The sequence below is a fragment of the Bacteroides sp. GD17 genome (genome assembly GCF_038448625.1).
GTDB lineage: Bacteria > Bacteroidota > Bacteroidia > Bacteroidales > Bacteroidaceae > Bacteroides.
The window spans coordinates 291,057-310,176 of sequence record NZ_JBCEZS010000001.1 but is presented as its reverse complement, the minus strand read 5'-3'; the positions used below and the strand labels follow the sequence as shown (position 1 = coordinate 310,176).

Here is a 19,120-nt window from a genome sequence, read left to right as displayed (position 1 = left end):
AATGAAGAAAGGATGGAAGGCAGCAAGTGCGATAGCCGGGGTAATACTCGTCGTAGTATTGCTTCGGGGTTGCGTTGCGACTTCCTACCTTATTCCGTCTTCCGGCATGGAGAACTCCCTGTATCGTGGCGAGCGAATCCTGGTGAACAAATGGAGCTACGGACTGCGCGTGCCGTTCATGGCGTTGTGGGGATATCACCGCTGGGCGGACAGTCCGGTGCAGAAAGAAGACATCCTGGTATTCAATAACCCCGCCAACCTCTCGGAACCGACCATCGACCGGCGGGAAGTTTTCATCAGCCGTTGCATCGGCACTCCTGGAGATACTTTACTGATAGATTCGCTTTTCTCGGTTGTCCCTTCAGAGAAGAATGCACCCGACCAGAAGTTTCTCTATTCCTACCCCAAAGAAAAGGAGCATCAATTGGATTCATTACTATCCATTCTCTCCATCAATCCCAACAGATTGTTAGGGCAGGATTCCGTGAAGAACGTACGCGGTTTCAGCCGTTACGAGCATTATCTGCTGGAACAAGCCATGAACGGGCACTGCTGGATAGAGCCTGTCACGAAAGAGGATTCCATAGAGGTATTGAAACCGCTGATTATTCCCCGGAAAGGGAGGGCAGTACGCGTTTATCCCTGGAACAGGACGTTGCTACGCAATACCTTGGTACTGCATGAGAAGAAGCAAGCCGAGATAAAGAATGATACGCTTTATGTGGAAGGCAAGCCCGTGCAGCATTGCTACTTCACAAAAGACTATTATTGGGTAGGTGCCAATAACTCGATCAATCTTTCGGACTCCCGGCTTTTTGGGTTTGTACCCAAAGACCATATCATTGGCAAAGCGTCGGTAATATGGTTCTCGAAGGAGAAAGGAACAGGTCTTTTCAGCGGGTATCGATGGGACAGGATGTGGAAGACGGTAGAATAAATAAAAAAACAGCAAATGAAAACAGTATTTCTTTCTTCTGCCTACTTGGCACCCGTAGAATATTATACGAAACTGTTGGCTTATGACAAGGTGTTCATTGAGCAGCACGACCATTATATGAAGCAGACCTACCGCAACCGCTGCACCATTGCTGCACCGGATAGCGAACTGGCTCTTTCCATCCCCACCGTCAAGCCGGACTCCCTGAAATGCCCCATGCGCGATATCCGCATCTCCGACCACGGCAACTGGCGGCACCTGCACTGGAATGCCATCGAATCGGCCTACAACCATACTCCTTTCTTTGAGTATTACAAAGACGATTTCCGCCCATTCTACGAGAGGAAATATACGTTTTTAATCGATTTCAACGAGGAATTATGCCGCCTTGTCTGTTCGCTCATAGATATTCAGCCCGATATGGAGCGCACCGCCGAGTATCGCACCACATTTGCCCCGGATGAAGCCGACTTCCGCGAACGCATCCATCCGAAAAAAGACTTCCGGCAAGAAGATTCAGAGTTCCTGCCACAACCCTATTATCAAGTCTTCCAGGAAAGGCTGGGATTCCTGCCCAACCTCAGCATCATCGACTTGCTGTTCAATATGGGACCGGAAAGCTTGCTGGTATTACAGCAGAGCATCACTTACTGAACTTCTGCAAGAACTCTGCCAAGTTCTCCCCTTCTTCCAGCCCCAGTTTCTTCCGCAGGCGGTAACGGCTGATCTCTACCCCACGGAGGGAGATATTCAGTAAAGGGGCTATCTCTTTGGAAAGCAGGTTCATCTTGATATAGGCACACAGCAGTTTATCCTTATTATTCAGTTCAGGATAAGCTTCCTCCAATCGCTTAAAGAAATCATGATGTACCGAGTCGAAAGTGCTTTCGAATGCTTGCAGGTCATCATCATGTTCCATATTCGTTTCAATCTGCCCCAAGAGTCGAAGCGTCTTCCGGCGGAGGGAAACCAGATTCTCTTCACTGATAGAGTGGGATATGCCCAGCACCTCCTTCTTGATGCCCAGCAGCATCTCATTCTTACGCACAATGTTCAAAGTAGTACGGATCAGTTCTTCGGACTTGTGATGTAACTCAGAGCGTAAGTTTTCCTCCTTCAGCGAGTCTATCTTCTGATCCTTCAGGTCACTCTCTTTCTTGAATTCCTGCTGCTGCCTGTAAAGTTCCAGTTCTTTCCGCATCAACAATCGTTTCCGGCTATCGGCTATACGATAATATACGTAGTAGAGTAGCAAAGCAATGGCTATTGTATATATCAAATAGCTCCACCAAGTACGATACCATGGGGGCAGTATTTCAAAGGCAAAAGTAGTAGTTACAGGAGTTGCCGATTTATCGGCAAGCAGTTTCACACTAAACACATACTTGCCTTCGCGCAAACCGGTAAACTCCTTCGTGTAGTTCTCGCCATATTCACTCCACTCACCCTCTTCACTCCCACTACTTAGCCTATAAGAGTAAAGGACAGCACGCATCTTATTATAATTATTAGCACTATATTCTATACGGAGGGAATTATGAGTATATGGAATAACCACCGGTCTGTCATCATACGAATAACTCCGGCCATAAATCAGTGAATCGCGTTGTCCCGTCAAGTATACTTTCCTGATCTGTAAGGTAAGAGGCATCTGATGTGACAACGACTGATGCAGCCTTATCAATGAAAAGCCTTCTTCGGTACCCACTACCACTTGTCCCTGGCCACCAAAATACACATCCTCAAAGTTTTCAATTAATGAGTTCCGCAAAAAAGCCTCATCATCTATCCGATAATACTCCTGTCTGGCCGTATCATAGTGCAACACTTTTAATACACCGTTTGCTACATACCAGATGTTTTTCAGAGAATCCGCCGTCAAATAAGTATAGGCAGTCCTTCCGTCCAACTGGTTTTCCAGCCACGTAAAGCGGTCCAGACAATCGTGTGTCTGATTATAGTGCCATAAGCCATTATGGGAAGTCACAACAATCTCATTATCGACTTTTGCCAAACAAGCATCGTAACCCGGAGGAAAAGCCTCACTATTATAGTCTTTAAACTTCTCTACCTGCCTTAAGTCTTCGGATAATATGATTCGGGATACGCCATCTTCTTTATTCGCTATCCACAGGGAATTAGTTGTATTCCCCACCAACATATCCTTGCACGAACGGTTAAAACCCTCTATCCTGCTGTCTACTATCCAACGGACTCCCTGTTTTTTCAACAGATACAATCCACTATATGTACCCGCTATCAATACATCCTCACGCCCTGCTACCGATATTATATCCCATACTCCCCGCGGACCGTCAAGATGTTCCAACCGATTGCCATCCACTACAAATATGCCATAATCCGAACAGCAGAACAATTTATTATCATATTCGCGAAGCGACCATATCTGACCACCTGTACCAGGCACAAAATCTACCGGATCTTCCTTATTCAACTGAGCAGGCACAGCCGTACAATACAACCCCTGATTGGTGCCCAAATAGAAACGACCCTGGTAACAACGCGATGTATATCCTGAACCGATAACAGACTTACCTCCATAAAGTGAAGCAATACGTGCATTCAAATGAATACAGTCAATGCCATTATCCAATCCTAACCATAAGTGTCCGGCTTCATCAAACACCATGCTCAATACCGTTTTGTTCTGCAGACCATTTCCGGTAGATATTACTTCCACCTCATTAGTATTCAGGTTCAGCAGGCAAACTCCACTTTGAATACTGCCCAATGCCAACAAAGAATCTTTCAATGCAGCACAGAAAAGCTGATTTTTACGGCAGAACTCGTCTGCAGCCGTCGTATACTTCTGTAGGGAAGTGCCATCATAAATAAACAATCCTTTATCCCGGCTTACAACAAGCAATTTATCCTGATAAGGCAACAAACCGCCAACTTTCACCGTATTCCCGATTTCAGATGTACTGCATATCTTCGCAAGCTCAGTTCCATTCAGTACCATCAAACCTTCCGCAGAAGTCACATAAAAGTTATTCCGAACTACTTGCGAAGAGTAGATATCCGAAAGAGCATCTATTTTATTCACTTTGCCATCTTCGAAATAAAAGAAACGGCGATCTGACTGGAAGTACACCCTGCCTTTGTCGGTCAGAATATTCCAGATTACTCCTACCGAGGTGGTTGGTGGCAGACTATCCGAAAGACATGTATAATCCAGCCCGCCGACAGAATTAGGAGAGAAATATCCGAATTGCCCCATTCCACCAATATAAATCCGTCCATCATGCCCCATTTTCAAAGCACGTGTCTTGGCGTTTCGGATGGGATATGTATTCCACTCTACCCCGTCGAACTCCAAAAGGCCTTTATTATTGGCTACATATATCCAACCATTGTCGTGTTGCTGGATATCCCAATTCTGATTAGCAGCTTTATAAGCATGCCTTGTATAATTTGTAATAGGCCTTTGCCAATCGGCTCGTAAAGGAACAGAGATCAATAGGAAGAAAAGACAGAATAGACTCAATATTCGATTCATAGTGGTCAACATTTCACATTTACAAGCACAAATATAACGCCTTTCCATAAAAAAGAAAGCTATCTATAAGAAAATCAAGTAGAAAAAAACGCTTCCACCCTATCAGTTCCAAAAGCAAGAAAAGCACAAACAAGAATAAGATGTATCATTCAAAAATAGCACACCACTGTTTATCAACACATTAATTATTCAGTGAGAAAGTCTTGATGTAGTCATAACAACCGATTGAGAAAGTTTTGATGTGGCTATTCTCTCGTAGTCAATGCACGATGCAATTACTTTTGCGCCGACGAAACGTCTATTTTATAATTAATTAAATCTATGTATTATGAGAAGAAAGATTTTTTCTTGGAAGCTGGCACAGCTACTTTCTTTCTGCTGTATGCTTCTTCTTATCAACTTGAATGTCCTTGCTCAAAACAGTATTACTGTTAAAGGACAAGTGGTGGACGGCACCACCAACGAGTCTCTCATCGGAGTTTCCATTCTCGAAAAAGGAACAACTAACGGTATCATCACTGACATTGATGGTAACTTTAGCCTTAACTCCTCTCCCAATTCTATCATTGTGATTTCTTATGTAGGTTATGTCACTCAAGAAATTCCGGCAAGTAACGTAAAAGGTATCATTCAACTGAAAGAAGATGCCCAAACGCTGGATGAAGTTGTTGTCGTAGGTTTTGGTACACAAAAGAAGGTGAACCTGACCGGTTCGGTAGCTACAGCCTCTGCCAAGGACCTCGAAGCACGTCCCGTAAGCAGTGCCGTGCAAGCATTGCAAGGTGTGATTCCAGGCTTGAACATCTCTAACAGCGGACATGGCGGTGAGCTGAATGCAAGCAAATCCATTAATATCCGCGGTAACGGTACCGTGGGTAAAGACGCCAACAACAACGATTATGCCAGTGGTTCACCGCTCATTCTGATTGACGGTATGGAAGGTGACCTTAACACCGTCAACCCGCAGGATATTGAAAGTATTTCTGTACTGAAGGATGCGGCCGCTTCTTCTATCTATGGCTCGCGTGCACCGTTCGGCGTTGTATTGGTGACTACGAAATCCGGAAAGTCCGGACGTCCGGTCATCAACTATAATAATAGTTTCCGCTTCAACACACCGGTCAAAATGCCAAAGATGATGAATGCCTGGGAATACGTGAACTTCTATGACGAAGCCATGTTCAACAAAAACAGTACCCACTACTATACAGAAGAGTATAAGCAAAAAGTAAAAGACTATGTTGACGGTAAGCTGGCGCCCAACGATGTGGCAGAAGCGCAAGGTAACGGCAAATGGAACTACGACTATACGTGGGGCAATGTAGACTGGCTGAAAGAGTATTATCGCGATTGGTCCAGTGCACAAGAACACAACGCCAGCGTCAGCGGCGGTACGGAGAAATTCACTTACTACATGTCAGCCAATTACCTGGGACAAAGCGGTTTCATGCGTTACGGTACCGACCATAACAAGCGTTACAACCTGACCGGAAAGATTTCTGCCCAGATCACAGACTATGTAAAGGTGGACTACTCCAGCCGTTACTCACGTACCGACTACGACCGTCCGAGTGTTATGTATAACGATTTCTATAATAACGTACTGCGTCGTTGCCGTCCGGTTCGTCCTCTGAAAGACCCTAACGGTTACTATATGTCCGACATCAACTACATTGAAGCCCTACAAAGCGGTGGCCGCCAGAATGAAATCAACGACGGACTTTCCCAACAAGTACGTGTCACCATCACCCCTATGAAGAACTGGAACATCATTGGTGAATTCAATCTGAAAACGGACAATAACTGGACGCACTACGAGCACAAACGTGTATATTCGCACATGGCCGATGACCCCGACAAAACGTATGTGGCCACCATGACCGGCCCCAGTGAAGACAAGGTATATGAATATGCCTACAAATCCCTCTTCCTGAATCCTAATGTATATACAAACTATAACATCACCCTCGGTCAGCACACAATTGCCGCTACGGCAGGTATGCAGATTGAGCGCCAGAAATACCGTGATGTAAGTGCACAACGTGCCGACATGATTTCTACCGATCTCCCTGTACTCAACCTCACTACAAGTTCCCAATCCTATGGCATTTCGGGTGTAGTGCAAGAATGGGCCAGTGCAGGTTTCTTCGGTCGTGTCAATTACGACTTTGCCGGTCGCTACCTGATAGAAGGTAATCTTCGTTACGACGGTTCTTCCCGTTTCCGCCGTGACAACCGCTGGATTCTGACGCCTTCTTTCTCACTTGGTTGGAATATTGCCCGTGAAGCTTTCTTCGAACCGTTGGCCGATAAGATTTCTACCTTAAAGTTGAGAGTATCTTACGGTACACTGGCCAATGCCAACATCTACAATTGGTATCCTACTTATCAGACTATGAACGTAAAAGCTTCCAATGGTAGCTGGCTCATCAACAATGCCAAGCCCAATACAGCCGAAGCACCGAAACTTGTATCATCCTCACTGACTTGGGAAAAAATCAAGAATACCAACATGGGGTTGGATGTAGCCGCCTTCAATAACCGTCTGACCGGTTCTTTCGACTACTTCATACGCAAAACCGAAGATATGATGGGTCCCGGAATCGAACTGCCGGCCGTACTGGGTACCAGCGTACCGCCAACCAATAACACCGACATGAAGACTTACGGATGGGAACTCCAAATCGGCTGGCGCGACCAGATCGGCGAATTCAGATACGGAGCCAAGTTAAGCCTTTCCGATTCACAAAGCAAGATTCTGCGCTATGGTAACCCTACCGGTTCTCTCTCCAAATATGTAGAAGGAGAACTCATCGGTAACATCTATGGATATACCACCATCGGCATTGCCAAGACTGATGAAGAAATGCAGCAACACCTCGCTTCATTACCCAATGGCGGACAGAACGCATTAGGCAACCAATGGGCAGCCGGCGACATCATGTATGCCGACCTCAATGGTGACGGTAAAATCAACAATGGAAGCAATACCATCAACGACATGGGCGATATGAAGAAAATCGGTAATACAACACCGCGCTTCATGACCGGTATCAATTTGGACGCCGCATACAAAGGATGGGACTTACAGATGTTCTGGCAAGGTGTACTGAAACGCGATTGGTGGCCGGGTGACAGAAATATGACTTTCTGGGGTGTAACAGACGGTGAATGGTGGTCTACCTCTTTCAAAGATCACCTCGACTACTTCCGTACTTCGGACAACCCGCTGGGCGAGAATCTGAACTCTTACTATCCGCGTCCTGTATTCAATACGAAGAACAATAAGACCCAGACCCGCTATTTGCAGAATGCAGCCTATATGCGTCTGAAGAACATTCAAATCGGTTATACCTTCCCCAAAGTGTGGGTCAGCAAGATTATGCTGCAAAACCTGCGTGTCTTTGTTTCGGGCGAGAACCTGCTGACTATTACCAGTCTTAGCGATACTATGGACCCGGAAACATGTGGTGCCGGTTACCAAGACACCGAACAGGCAAATGGCACGGTATATCCGTTGGCAAAGACAATATCATTCGGATTAAGTGTTAACTTCTAAAACAAGAGCAGAATATGAAAACTATAAAATATAAACATATCGTAAAAGGAATCGTTCTGGGATGTATGCTCATGACCGGAACCAGTTGTGACGATTTTTTGGATATTACGCCGCCTTCTGATGTAGCTCCCGAAAATTACTTAGTAGAAGAAAGCCAGTTGGCTGCCTATACCATCCGTTACTATACAGATAATTTCTCCTCACTGAACGGCCAATATGGAGATGAGGAGATGGCAACGGACAACGCTACTACCCGTAACTCCAACAATCGCTACCTTATCGGCGAATGGAAGACTCCGGCAAGCGGTGGCGAGTGGGATTTCAACAAAATCTATACACTCAACTATTTCATCCAGTCTTCCGAAAAGAATCTGGAAGCCGGAAGCATCAAAGGCAATGCCACCAACATCAAACACTACATCGGTGAAGGATACTTCCTGCGTGCTTATCAATACTTCTACCGTTTGCGCAAGCTGGGCGACTTTCCGATTATCAAAGAAGTATTGCCCGATAACAAAGAAGCGCTGATTGAAGCTTCCAAGCGCCAACCGCGCAATGAAGTAGCACGCTTCATCCTTGAAGATCTGGATAAGGCAATCAATTACCTGACCAATAATCCCGATGGCGGCAAGGCACGTATCACCAGAAATGCAGCGCTTGTATTGAAAGCACGCGTAGCCTTGTTCGAAGCCACCTGGGAGAAATACCATGCCGGTACAGCGCTTGTACCCAATGGTACAGGATGGCCCGGAGCAGAGAAAGACTACAACAAAGGATATCAATTCCCCAGTGGCAGTGCCGAAGCCGAAATCAATTTCTTCCTCGACCAGGCTATCAATGCATCACAAGAAGTAGCCGAGGGCGTGACGCTGACATCCAACAATGGTGTCATACAACAGTCCTCAGCCGATGCTGCCAACGACTACTACGATATGTTCGCCAGCCAGAATCCGAACGGATACTCCGAAGTACTGATGTACCGCCCCTACAACCGTGATTTGAGCATTGGTACAGACTATAACCATCACATCTACTACGGTTATGCACGTGGTTATACACACCAGATGGAACATTCTTTCCTGATGAAGAATGGCCTGCCCGTTTATGCAGAAGGCAGCGGCTATAAAGGCGATGATTACATCGGCGACACCAAGATAGACCGTGACGACCGTTGGCGCCTCTTCATGAAAGCTCCCGGAGAAGTGAAGACGTTTATCAACACCACCAGTCCCGAATACTTCTCCGCTACCCCGATGGTTTACTCGGACGACGTGAAGTATTCTACTGCTACAGGTTACCTGCTGGGTAAAGGTTACTCCCACGACCTGAAAGACCAGGATTTGAATAAAGACCAGACAGCTGCAATCATATTCCGTGCGGCAGAAGCTTACATTACTTATATTGAAGCTTACTACGAGAAGAACCACAAGCTGGATGATAAAGCTGATAAATACTGGCGTGCCCTGCGCAACCGTGCCGGCATCGATCCCGATTATACCAAGACCATTGCCGCTACCGATATGTCCAAAGAAGCGCTCTATGACTGGGGTGCCTACTCTACCGGCCAACTGATAGACAAGACCCTGTACAATATCCGTCGCGAACGCCGCAACGAGTTTATCGGCGAAGGATATCGCTACAGCGACCTGCTTCGTTGGCGTGCTATGGACCAGTTAAACGGCTTCCAGATAGAGGGTATCAAATTGTGGGGCCCCATGATAAAGGATTATGAAGCGGCAGGATTGATGGACAACCTCATCTATGGTAAGAGTGATAAGGAAAATACCATCTCTTCACCGGAACTGAGCGAATACGTACGTCCATACCAGGTGGCAACAACCGGCCTCTATTACAACGGGCTGACTTTCTGCCAGGCACATTATCTGACCCCGATTGCTGAAAGTCACTTCCTGATTACGGCTTCAGACGGTGCAACGGTAAGTACCTCACCCATCTACCAGAATCCGGGATGGCCTACCAAAGCTAATGAACCTGCCGAAAGATAAATTTTCTTTCATGAATTGTTTGAGAGGACAAGAAACATATATGTTTCCTGTCCTCTCTTCTTTTTATAATATAACGTTCGGGATAAGTAAACGCGTAAAGCCCTGTTTTTATCCTCCATTCTCCCTATTTTTAACCCTATAAAGCCCTATTTCTATTTCGTTAGACCTCAGTCGACCTTTCATTAAACCTTGGTTAACCTTTCGCCCGACCATGGTTAATCTTTCGTTAGACATATATCTAACGAAATAAAAACGACACTTTACGAGTATAAAGTTCCCCGTCCGGAGGGTAAAAAGCCCCACATCTCCGACTAAAGAAGCCGATCTTGACTTCTCGGTTAAATCCCCTACTTCGAAAACCGCTGCAGGAACTCCGTCAGATTGTCCCTCTCGCCCAGGTCCAGCTTCCTGCGCAGGCGGTAGCGACTGATTTCCACCCCACGCACCGAGATATTCAGCAAGGGGGCAATCTCTTTGGTGAGCAAGTTCATCTGGATATAGGCACACAGCAGTTTCTCCTTGTTGTTCAAGTCGGGATAGGCTTCCGACAGATTCTTGAAGAAATCATGGTGCACGGAGTCGAAGGTACTCTGAAACGCCTGCAAGTCGTCATCATGCTCGATGTTCGTTGTAATCTGTCCCTGCAGGCGCAGTACCCGGCGGCGAAGCGCTGTCTGGTCGTTCTCGTTCAGGGAATGGGAGATGCCGTCTACTCCTTTCTTGAGTTCCAGCAGCATTTCGTTCTTCCGTACGATGTTCAGGGTGGTACGCACCAGTTCTTCGGATTTATGCCGCAGTTCGGACTGCAAGTTTTCTTCCTTCAAGGAGTCAATCGTCCGGTCCTTCAAGTCGCTCTCTTTCTTGAACTCCTGCTTCTGGTGATAAAGCTCCAACTCCTTCTGCATCAGCAGATGCTTCCGAAAACTCACAATGCGGCGATAGATATAGTACAGCAGCAGAACTGCCGCCGATGCGTAGACCAGATAGCTCCACCACGTACGATACCACGGTGGCAAAATTTCAAAAGTAAAGGAGGTAACCGGCGGCTCTTCTCCCTTATCCGCCAGCAGCCTTACACTAAAAGTGTATTTCCCTTCGGGCAGACCGGTAAACTCTTTCGTGTTGTTTTCGCTGTATTCGCTCCAATGCCCTTTTTCACTGTCGTTGCTCAGGCGGAAAGAGAAGAGAGTGGGTTGGGACGATCCGTAATCGCTCACGCTGTATTCTATGCGGAGCGAATTGTGTGCGTATGGGATGAGTACCGCCTCATCGTCATAGCGATAACTGCGTCCGTATATCAACGAGTCCCGCTGTCCCGTGAGATACACCCGGCGGATTTGCAGGGATAAAAGGTTCTTTCCGGTGGTGGCAAGCGGCAGTTCCAGCTTGGAGAATCCGTCTTCCGTACTGATGATGGCACTGTTGCCCACCACGGACACACTCTCGAAGTTCTCGACCAGCGCTCCTTTCAAGAAACACTCGACCTGCCGGGCATACGTCTTCTTACCCCAGTCATAGCGCAGCAGTTTCAAGATTCCACCCGCCGCATACCAGATATTGTTCCCGTCATCCTTATATATATAGGAATATGCAGTCTTTCCATCGAGCAGGCGCTCCATCTCCCGGTATTCTACCAGACTGTCCTTCTTCTGGTCGAACCTCCACAGTCCGTAATGGGAGGCCACCGCTATTTCACTCCCTACCCACGACAACTGGGCATCGTAATCGAAGGGAAAATGATTGTACTTTTTCTCCTGCCTGACCTTGCGCAAGTCATCCGACAGCAGCAGCCGATAGACACCCCGTCCCTTATTCGTCATCCACAGATAGGTGGAGCTTTCTGCCAGCAGGCTCTTACAGGAAAGGTCACAATTCTCAATCTTTGTCACTACTGTCCAGCGGTTCTGCTTCTTCATCAGCAGATAGAGTCCCCGGTTCACTCCGTACGTACCGGCTATCAACACATCTTCGTGATTGGGCAGAGGGACGATGCTGCGCACTCCTTTTATACCATCAATCCGCTCAGTGCCACGGTCGTCACCGATGACAAAGATGCCGTCGTCTGAGGCGCAGAACAACTTGTCATCATATTGCAGGAACGACCACATCTGCCCTTCGGTTCCTTTAACAAAGTTCATCGGAGTATCCCTGTCCGAAGCACCGGGAAACTCCGTGCGATAGACGCCCTGGTTGGTGCCCAGATAAAGAGATCCGCGGTAGTAACAAGAAGCATATCCCGAGCCTATTTGCAAATCGGTACCTCCATAGAGGGAGGAAAGGCGGGAATTCAGATGTATGTAGTCGATACCGTTGTCAAGCGCCAGCCAAAGATTGCCTTCCACATCGAACAGAAGTCCGTGCACCGTTTTATTCTGCAGCCCGTAATCGGTGGAAATCCGTCTGGCCGCTCCCGTCTCCAGATCCAGCAGACAGATTCCGTCCTGCACGGAGCCCAGCGCCAACAACGAACCGCGAATGTCGGCACCATACATGTGTTTCTGCAAAAGAAAGTCCTCAATGCCGGTGGCATACTTATGCAGAGTGACCCCATCGTAGATGAAGATCCCGTGACTGCGCGTCACCAGCAAGATATTACCTTTATAAGTCAGCATGGACACAATCGTGAAGGTCCGGGTCAGTTCTGTGCCGGGCACGGGTATAAAGTCCTTCCCCTCCAGCATAAGCAAGCCTTCTTCCGAAGCTATATAAAGTTTATGATTAAGAAGCGCGGAACTGGAAATCTGGTTTCCATAATCCACGTATTCCGTACGTCCGTCTTTCGGATGGAATATATAGCGGTCTGCCTGAAAATAGACCTGCATCCCGTCTACCAGTATATTTCTGACAACACCCATATTGATATAGGACAGCAAGCTGTCGGACAAGGCCCGGTAGCGCAATCCGCCCAGATTATCCGGTTCGAAGTAGCCGAACTGCCCGATTCCCCCCACATAAATCCGGCCGTCGCCACCTTTCTTCACCGCTCTCATCTTGGCGTTCCGAACAGAATATAGATTCCAGTTCATGCCGTCAAATTCCAGCAGTCCTTTGTTGTTGGCAACGTATATCCATCCGTTGTCATATTGTTCCAACATCCAGTTTTGGGTTCCTGCCTGATAGGCATGCCGGGTATAATTCGTAACAGGACATTGCCAGCCGGCTCTTGCCGAAGTGGATATCAACAGAAATAGAAGAAAAAAAAGAAGATAAGAGTGTTCTCGTTTCATGGCAAACACATTTCAAGAGTTATGGCAACAAAGATAATGACTTTCTGCAATAGTACGTCTGATGTAATTGTTTTTAATACTAAATCACTATTTATCAGAGCATTAAAAAACAAGAATTTCCTATCTGATGTAATCGGAATACAGCCTTGAGAAAACTTTGATGTAATATCTTACACTTTTCGAACAGAGCATAAAGCTATATTTGCCTCGCTTTAACGCAAAAACACTTATTAATTAATTAAATCTACGTATTATGAGAAGAAAGATTTTTTCTTGGAAAAAGATGCAGTTACTATTGCTTTTCTGCTGCATGCTTTCCCTCTCTGACTTAGGGGTATTTGCCCAAAGTAGCATCGCCATCAAAGGGCAAGTGGTGGATGCCGGAAACAACGAACCGCTTATCGGCGTATCTATTCAGGAAAAAGGTACGGCCAATGGAGTAATCACGGATATCGACGGAAACTTCACCTTGAATGCACCCGCCGAATCCACCATTGTATTCTCTTATATAGGATATAAGACAGTCGAAATGAAAGCCACTGCAGTAAAGGGTATCATTAAACTGACTGAAGACTCCCAATCATTACAGGAAGTGGTAGTTGTGGGCTACGGTGTACAGAAGAAGGTGAACCTCTCGGGCTCCGTATCTGCCATTGAAGGAGACAAGATTGCCGCCAAACCGTCCAGCAATGCCATGGCCGCCTTGCAAGGCGAACTTCCGGGTGTCACCATCACACGCAACAGCGGACAGCCGGGCAGCGAAACGTCGGGCATGCAGATCCGTGGCGCCTCCTCCGTCAACAAGACTTCCACGCTGATACTGATTGACGGTATAGAAGGCGACCTGGCCTTGGTCAACCCCAATGACATCGAATCCATCTCCGTATTGAAGGATGCTGCCTCTTGTGCTATTTACGGTGCACGCGCCGCAGCCGGTGTAGTGCTTGTCACCACCAAGAACGGAACGGAAGGCAAGCCCCGCATCACCTACAACGGCTATTATGCCATCAATACTCCGGGGAACATGCCCGAACGCCTCACGGCTTGGGAAGAGCAAAGCTTTATCGACCAGAGTCGCATCCCCACCACGGGCAAGACGGAATGGAATGAGGAAAAGGCTTCCTGGGTAGGAAACCCGAACTTCAACTCACGCCCGCTGTCCAACGGCCGCTGGGACCTTTTCGAAGCAACCAACTGGGTAGCTGAAGGCACCAAGAAGAGTACGGCACAGCAGAACCACTCTGTTTCCATCAGTGGTGGCAGCAAGAATATGAACTATATGATGTCTGCCAACTACTACACCAAAAACGGTTTGCTGAAGTACGGCACAGACAGCAACGACCGCTACAACCTGCTTGCCAAAGTCAATGCCACTGTCAACAAGTTCGTGGACTTAGGATTGAACGTACAGTACCAATCCACCGAAGTGGAACAGCCTTCCTACGGATCTACCGGCTTGTTCAACTTGCTCTATTCCAGCCGCGGACGTCAGCCTATCTATAATCCGGAAGGAGACGAGAGCGGCAACATATACAACGGTGACTTACAGGCCAACGCCATCGACATTATGAAGAACGGCGGTATGAAAAGCACCAAATACGAAGCTTTCACCGGCAAGGCAAACGTGGCGATCAAGGACATCGTAAAAGGCTTGCGCATCAACCTGAGCGCTTCGCGCAAAGCCGGTTACTACATGGAGAACAGCGTGACGCGTACCTTATTATGGAAAGACCGCGTAGGTAACAGCGTCCGCAGCAGTTTCGGTACGCCCAACTCACTCTACAAGAAAAAGAATTCCGATTATCATGATTTGGTGGAAGCTACCGTAAACTATACCTTCAACCTGCAGGAGAATACGCACAACTTCAATATCCTGGCCGGTACTTCCTACGAAAGATACCGCAAGGACGAAATGGATGCCACTGCCAGCAACATGAACTCCAATGACTTTTTCTCTTTCAACTATTATGACTCTTCCATAAACACCAATACTAAAATCGGTGACAACATCGAACCATGGAAAATGATGTCCTACTTCGGACGTATCAACTATAACTTCAAGGAACGCTACCTGCTGGAAGCCAACGTACGCTACGACGGAAGTTCCCGTCTGACACCCGACAAGCGCTGGAAAGCATTCCCGTCTGTTTCCGCCGCCTGGCGCATCAGCGAAGAAAGCTGGTTCAAGGTGGACTGGATAAGCCAACTGAAGCTGCGCGCCTCTTGGGGACAACTGGGCAATGGTGCCATTCTGGGACTCTACGATTACATTCCGTTAATCAACGACAGCCAAAAAGACATGCCCGCCAGCTATATGGGCGAGAAATGGTTCTACCAGGCAGACCTGGCATCCAAGGAAAAGACTTGGGAAACGATTGAGACGACCAATATCGGTTTTGACTTCGGGTTTCTCAACAACCGCCTGACCGGTAGCTTTGAATACTACTGGAAGTACAACAATGACATGCTCGCCTCCCTTCAGTTACCTCACCAGATAGGTATCAACGTACCCAAAATGAACTTCGGTAAACTGAAGACGTGGGGTTGGGATTTCAATATCGGCTGGAAAGACAAAATCAAAGAGGTCAGCTACCAAGTTAACTTCAACCTCTCCGACAGCGACAACAAACTTGTACAATACGACGGTGCCAGCAACCTTTACGACGGCTCTATCGAACTGCTGGAAGGCTATTCACTCAACACTATCTGGGGCTACAAGACCGACGGCTTCTGGAAAAGCCGCGAAGAATACCTGAAGTACAAGGAAGACCATCCGGGCTACAAATCCTTCAACGACGGAAAAGTGGCCGGCGGCGACGTGAAGTACGTAGCGCAAGGCAACCCCGACCATGAAATCGGCGTAGGTGGTGCTACTCCCGAAGATCCGGGCGACCTGGTATGCCTCGGCAGCTCCAATCCCCGTTATCTTTACGGCATCAACCTGGCTGCCCAATGGAAGGGTTTCGACATCTCCGTCATGTTCCAAGGTGTGGGAAAACGCAAGGTGGTCATCGACCCCTCCGCTTTCGCTCCGCTCTATCAAGACTACATGATGCCGTGGACCATCCACCGCGACTATTGGACCGAAGACAACCAGAATTCCTTCTGGCCGCGTCTTTACCAATACAAAGGCGACAACTTCAACTTCAAGACTTCGGACAGATGGGTGCAGAACGGCGCTTATATCCGCCTGAAGAACGTGACTGTAGGCTACACGCTTCCGGTTCTCAAAAAGTACGTGGAACGCATCAGAGTATATGTCACCGGAGAAGACATCTGGGAGCACAGCAACATGCTTTCCGTATTCGACCCTGAAGTAGGCAACAAGGCAAACAGAAACATCTATCCGTTCTTCCGCACCTGGACCCTCGGCTTAAACGTTACATTCTAAACCCCAATGATTATCATGAAAAAGATATATGCATTATTCGCTACCGCTCTGCTTGTTGCCAGTTGCTCGCTGGACGTAGAGCCTGAGACTAAATTGGCAGACACCAACTTCTGGAAATCAGAAACCGACTTGCGCGGCGCCTGCAACAGACTTTATATCGACCTGCCCGGTTTCTCACACGACAAACGCTCGGACGAGCTGGTAGGTCCCAACCAGGACGGAGTGTCCAGCGGCAACCGCAGTGTGCCCGGCACATCCAATGACTGGACATATCCTTACAACCGCATCGGCGTGTGCAACAACATCATCATCAAAGGTGAAACGGCCCCCATCGCCCAGGAAACCAAAGACCGCTGGATAGCCGAAGCACGTTTCTTCCGTGCCTACCACTACTTTGACTTAGTGAAGAAATATGGTGACGTGCCTTTGATTCTCAAAGTATTCGATTCTACCAGTGACCCGGATGTCAAACGTGCACGCGACCCGCGTGAGGACGTGATTCAGCAGTGCTACAGCGACCTCGACTTTGCCGCGCAACATCTGCCGCAGATAGACAAGCTGACCGGTTCCGACTGGGGACGTGTGTCCCGGTCTGCCGCCCTTGGCATGATGGTGCGCATCGGACTGTATGAAGGTACTCACAAGAAATACCACCAGACAACCGGAGGCGACTACAAGGCACACTTGAAAAAAGCCGTCGATGCTGCCGAAACCATGATTTATACGGAAAAGAAACATTCCCTCTACCCCGACTTCACGAAACTGTTCCTGTTTGACGGCGAGGGAGATAAAAACAAGGAAAGTGTATTCGTCAAGATTTACGGACCGAATGACGCAGGCATCATCACACACAACAATTCACGTGGGCTGGAGAATACCGCTGCCGTAACCCGCAGCATGGTGGACAACTTCCTCTATACGGACGGACTGCCCCGTGAGAAGTCTTCTTTAGTGATACGTCCGGAAGTGAAGTACGCCGACATTCTTGAGAACCGTGACCCACGTCTCGCCATGACCCTGTACTCCGTAGGCGAACAGGCTTACAAAGGAGCCTATACACCATTCAAGACCGACGACCAGGCACATGGCTACGGCTATCCCATTAAAAAGGGTTTCATCATGAGCGAATGGTCAACCAATAGCAAGGAGACGCTGGACAAGATGATTATCCGTTATGCCGAAATCCTGATCTCCTACGCAGAAGCTTTCTATGAATATAACGGAAGTATCAGTGATGAGAAACTGGACGAAACTATCAACACCGTACGCCGTCGTGCAGGCTTCAACACGATGCTTACCAACGCCTTTGTACAAGCCAACGGCCTGAACATGCTCGATGAAATCCGCCGGGAACGCATGGTGGAATTTATAGATGAAGGTTTGCACTACGACGACATCATCCGCTGGAAAACAGCCGAAAAAGTATTGCCCAATGCTGTTCTCGGCCTGCTCTACAATGCCGACGAGACTCCCGTCAAAGAGAAAGAACTGGGCGGACGACTAACCGACGCCGACGGCAAGTACAAGGGCGAAAAGCTTTATGATGAAGGCAATATCTTCGTCATTGAAGAAGCCGGTTCACGTAACTTCGACCCGGCAAGAGATTATCTCTACCCGATTCCGACTTACGAAATCAGTACCTCCGGCGGTAACATCAAACAGAATCCTAATTGGGGCAATGCTAAAGATTAATGATATAACAATAAGAAGAAAGATTATGAAAAAGATTATGATACTTTTGGCAATGGTTGCCACTTGCGGTTTATTCAGCAGTTGTGGCGATGATGACTGGAGCAACAACAATCCGGCCATGGAACACATCTATTACTACGGATTGGGTAATGTGAAATATCCCGGTGGCAACGAACTGCAATACAATGTGGAACAAGGAGAAATCGTAGAAGTCCCTACTTACTTCTTCAGCGCCTACAAACGTTCGTACAGCCCGGTAGTGAACTACTATACCTCCGCCGTGCCTCAAAACAAAGAGAATACGGAGCCTCAACTGGTATGCGGCACCGACTACCAGGTAGTGGACCAAAGCGGTACGGTCCTGACTCCCGACGCCAACGGCGGCTACAGCATGACGTGGCCCAATGCGTTGCAAGGCAGTCAACCTGTTTTCATCAAGGCCTTGAATGGAAAGAAGGGAAAACTGCGTGTACTAACCTTTGATCCCACCAAGACGATTGATCCCACAGATGTAAGCACCACTACCATCGCCAAGACAAACGAATATGAAGTACGTGCCTTCAGTGAGAACTATTATGTAACGGTGAACATCAAATAGCTTCACGTTTTCTTTATTTGGATTGAAAGATTGTATTCAAGGTAGGAGTGGTGGAAGCACCTGAAATAATTCCGGTTCCACCACTCTTTTTTCTACATACTGATGCCAACAACTTCATTCCCAATAAAATGAGAAACGGAAGAGAAATCCCCGATGTAGTTAAAAAGAGAACAGAGAGAAAGTTTTGATG

9 protein-coding genes are annotated in these 19,120 nt (G+C 47.6%); 7 read left to right on the top strand and 2 right to left on the bottom strand.

Annotated elements, in window-relative coordinates; all coding sequences use genetic code 11:
• The first annotated feature begins 1 nt into the window (after window position 1).
• Entirely contained in the window at window positions 2-937 is a 936-nt protein-coding gene (lepB, locus tag AAE250_RS01010) for a signal peptidase I (RefSeq protein ID WP_294595436.1), read from the top strand.
• 15 nt (window positions 938-952) lie between these two features.
• Window positions 953-1,591, top strand: a complete 639-nt coding sequence (locus AAE250_RS01005) for a WbqC family protein (protein WP_294595437.1) — start codon at window positions 953-955, stop codon at window positions 1,589-1,591.
• Here the strand turns inward: AAE250_RS01005 and AAE250_RS01000 are convergent.
• Window positions 1,581-4,457, bottom strand: coding sequence for a transcriptional regulator (locus tag AAE250_RS01000; protein ID WP_446715712.1), 2,877 nt, complete (start codon window positions 4,455-4,457; stop codon window positions 1,581-1,583). The genes AAE250_RS01005 and AAE250_RS01000 overlap by 11 nt on opposite strands.
• A gap of 328 nt (window positions 4,458-4,785) precedes the next feature.
• Here AAE250_RS01000 and AAE250_RS00995 point away from each other — a divergent pair, with 328 nt between their 5' ends.
• Complete coding sequence (locus AAE250_RS00995; RefSeq protein ID WP_294595439.1) at window positions 4,786-8,016, top strand: SusC/RagA family TonB-linked outer membrane protein; 3,231 nt, start codon at window positions 4,786-4,788, stop codon at window positions 8,014-8,016.
• 14 nt (window positions 8,017-8,030) lie between these two features.
• The gene (locus tag AAE250_RS00990) at window positions 8,031-10,022 is read left to right on the top strand and encodes a RagB/SusD family nutrient uptake outer membrane protein (RefSeq protein WP_294595441.1); all 1,992 of its coding nucleotides are present in this window, start codon (window positions 8,031-8,033) and stop codon (window positions 10,020-10,022) included.
• 347 nt (window positions 10,023-10,369) lie between these two features.
• On the opposite strand, the gene AAE250_RS00985 is transcribed toward AAE250_RS00990, so the two are convergent.
• Window positions 10,370-13,249: a transcriptional regulator gene (locus tag AAE250_RS00985; protein ID WP_294595443.1), complete on the bottom strand. Its 2,880-nt coding sequence runs from the start codon at window positions 13,247-13,249 to the stop codon at window positions 10,370-10,372.
• 253 nt (window positions 13,250-13,502) lie between these two features.
• Between AAE250_RS00985 and AAE250_RS00980 the strand changes: the two genes are divergently transcribed.
• Genes AAE250_RS00980 through AAE250_RS00970 form a run of 3 tightly spaced genes read left to right on the top strand, consistent with a single transcriptional unit; the run spans window position 13,503 to window position 18,930 of the window.
• Entirely contained in the window at window positions 13,503-16,640 is a 3,138-nt protein-coding gene (locus tag AAE250_RS00980) for a SusC/RagA family TonB-linked outer membrane protein (RefSeq protein WP_294595445.1), read from the top strand.
• Between the two features lie 15 nt (window positions 16,641-16,655).
• Entirely contained in the window at window positions 16,656-18,332 is a 1,677-nt protein-coding gene (locus AAE250_RS00975; RefSeq protein ID WP_294595447.1) for a RagB/SusD family nutrient uptake outer membrane protein, read from the top strand.
• Between the two features lie 25 nt (window positions 18,333-18,357).
• Window positions 18,358-18,930: a hypothetical protein gene (locus AAE250_RS00970; RefSeq protein WP_294595448.1), complete on the top strand. Its 573-nt coding sequence runs from the start codon at window positions 18,358-18,360 to the stop codon at window positions 18,928-18,930.
• The last annotated feature ends 190 nt before the right edge of the window (window positions 18,931-19,120 follow it).

Excerpts from the sequence above, each read along its gene's own strand:
- AAE250_RS00985 (WP_294595443.1), bottom strand. The coding sequence starts at position 13,249 with ATGAAACGAGAACACTCTTATCTTCTTTTTTTTCTTCTATTTCTGTTG.
- AAE250_RS01000 (WP_446715712.1), bottom strand. The coding sequence starts at position 4,457 with ATGAATCGAATATTGAGTCTATTCTGTCTTTTCTTCCTATTGATCTCT.
- AAE250_RS00980 (WP_294595445.1), top strand. The coding sequence starts at position 13,503 with ATGAGAAGAAAGATTTTTTCTTGGAAAAAGATGCAGTTACTATTGCTT.
- AAE250_RS00975 (WP_294595447.1), top strand. The coding sequence starts at position 16,656 with ATGAAAAAGATATATGCATTATTCGCTACCGCTCTGCTTGTTGCCAGT.
- AAE250_RS00990 (WP_294595441.1), top strand. The coding sequence starts at position 8,031 with ATGAAAACTATAAAATATAAACATATCGTAAAAGGAATCGTTCTGGGA.
- AAE250_RS00970 (WP_294595448.1), top strand. The coding sequence starts at position 18,358 with ATGAAAAAGATTATGATACTTTTGGCAATGGTTGCCACTTGCGGTTTA.
- AAE250_RS01005 (WP_294595437.1), top strand. The coding sequence starts at position 953 with ATGAAAACAGTATTTCTTTCTTCTGCCTACTTGGCACCCGTAGAATAT.
- AAE250_RS00995 (WP_294595439.1), top strand. The coding sequence starts at position 4,786 with ATGAGAAGAAAGATTTTTTCTTGGAAGCTGGCACAGCTACTTTCTTTC.
- lepB (WP_294595436.1), top strand. The coding sequence starts at position 2 with ATGAAGAAAGGATGGAAGGCAGCAAGTGCGATAGCCGGGGTAATACTC.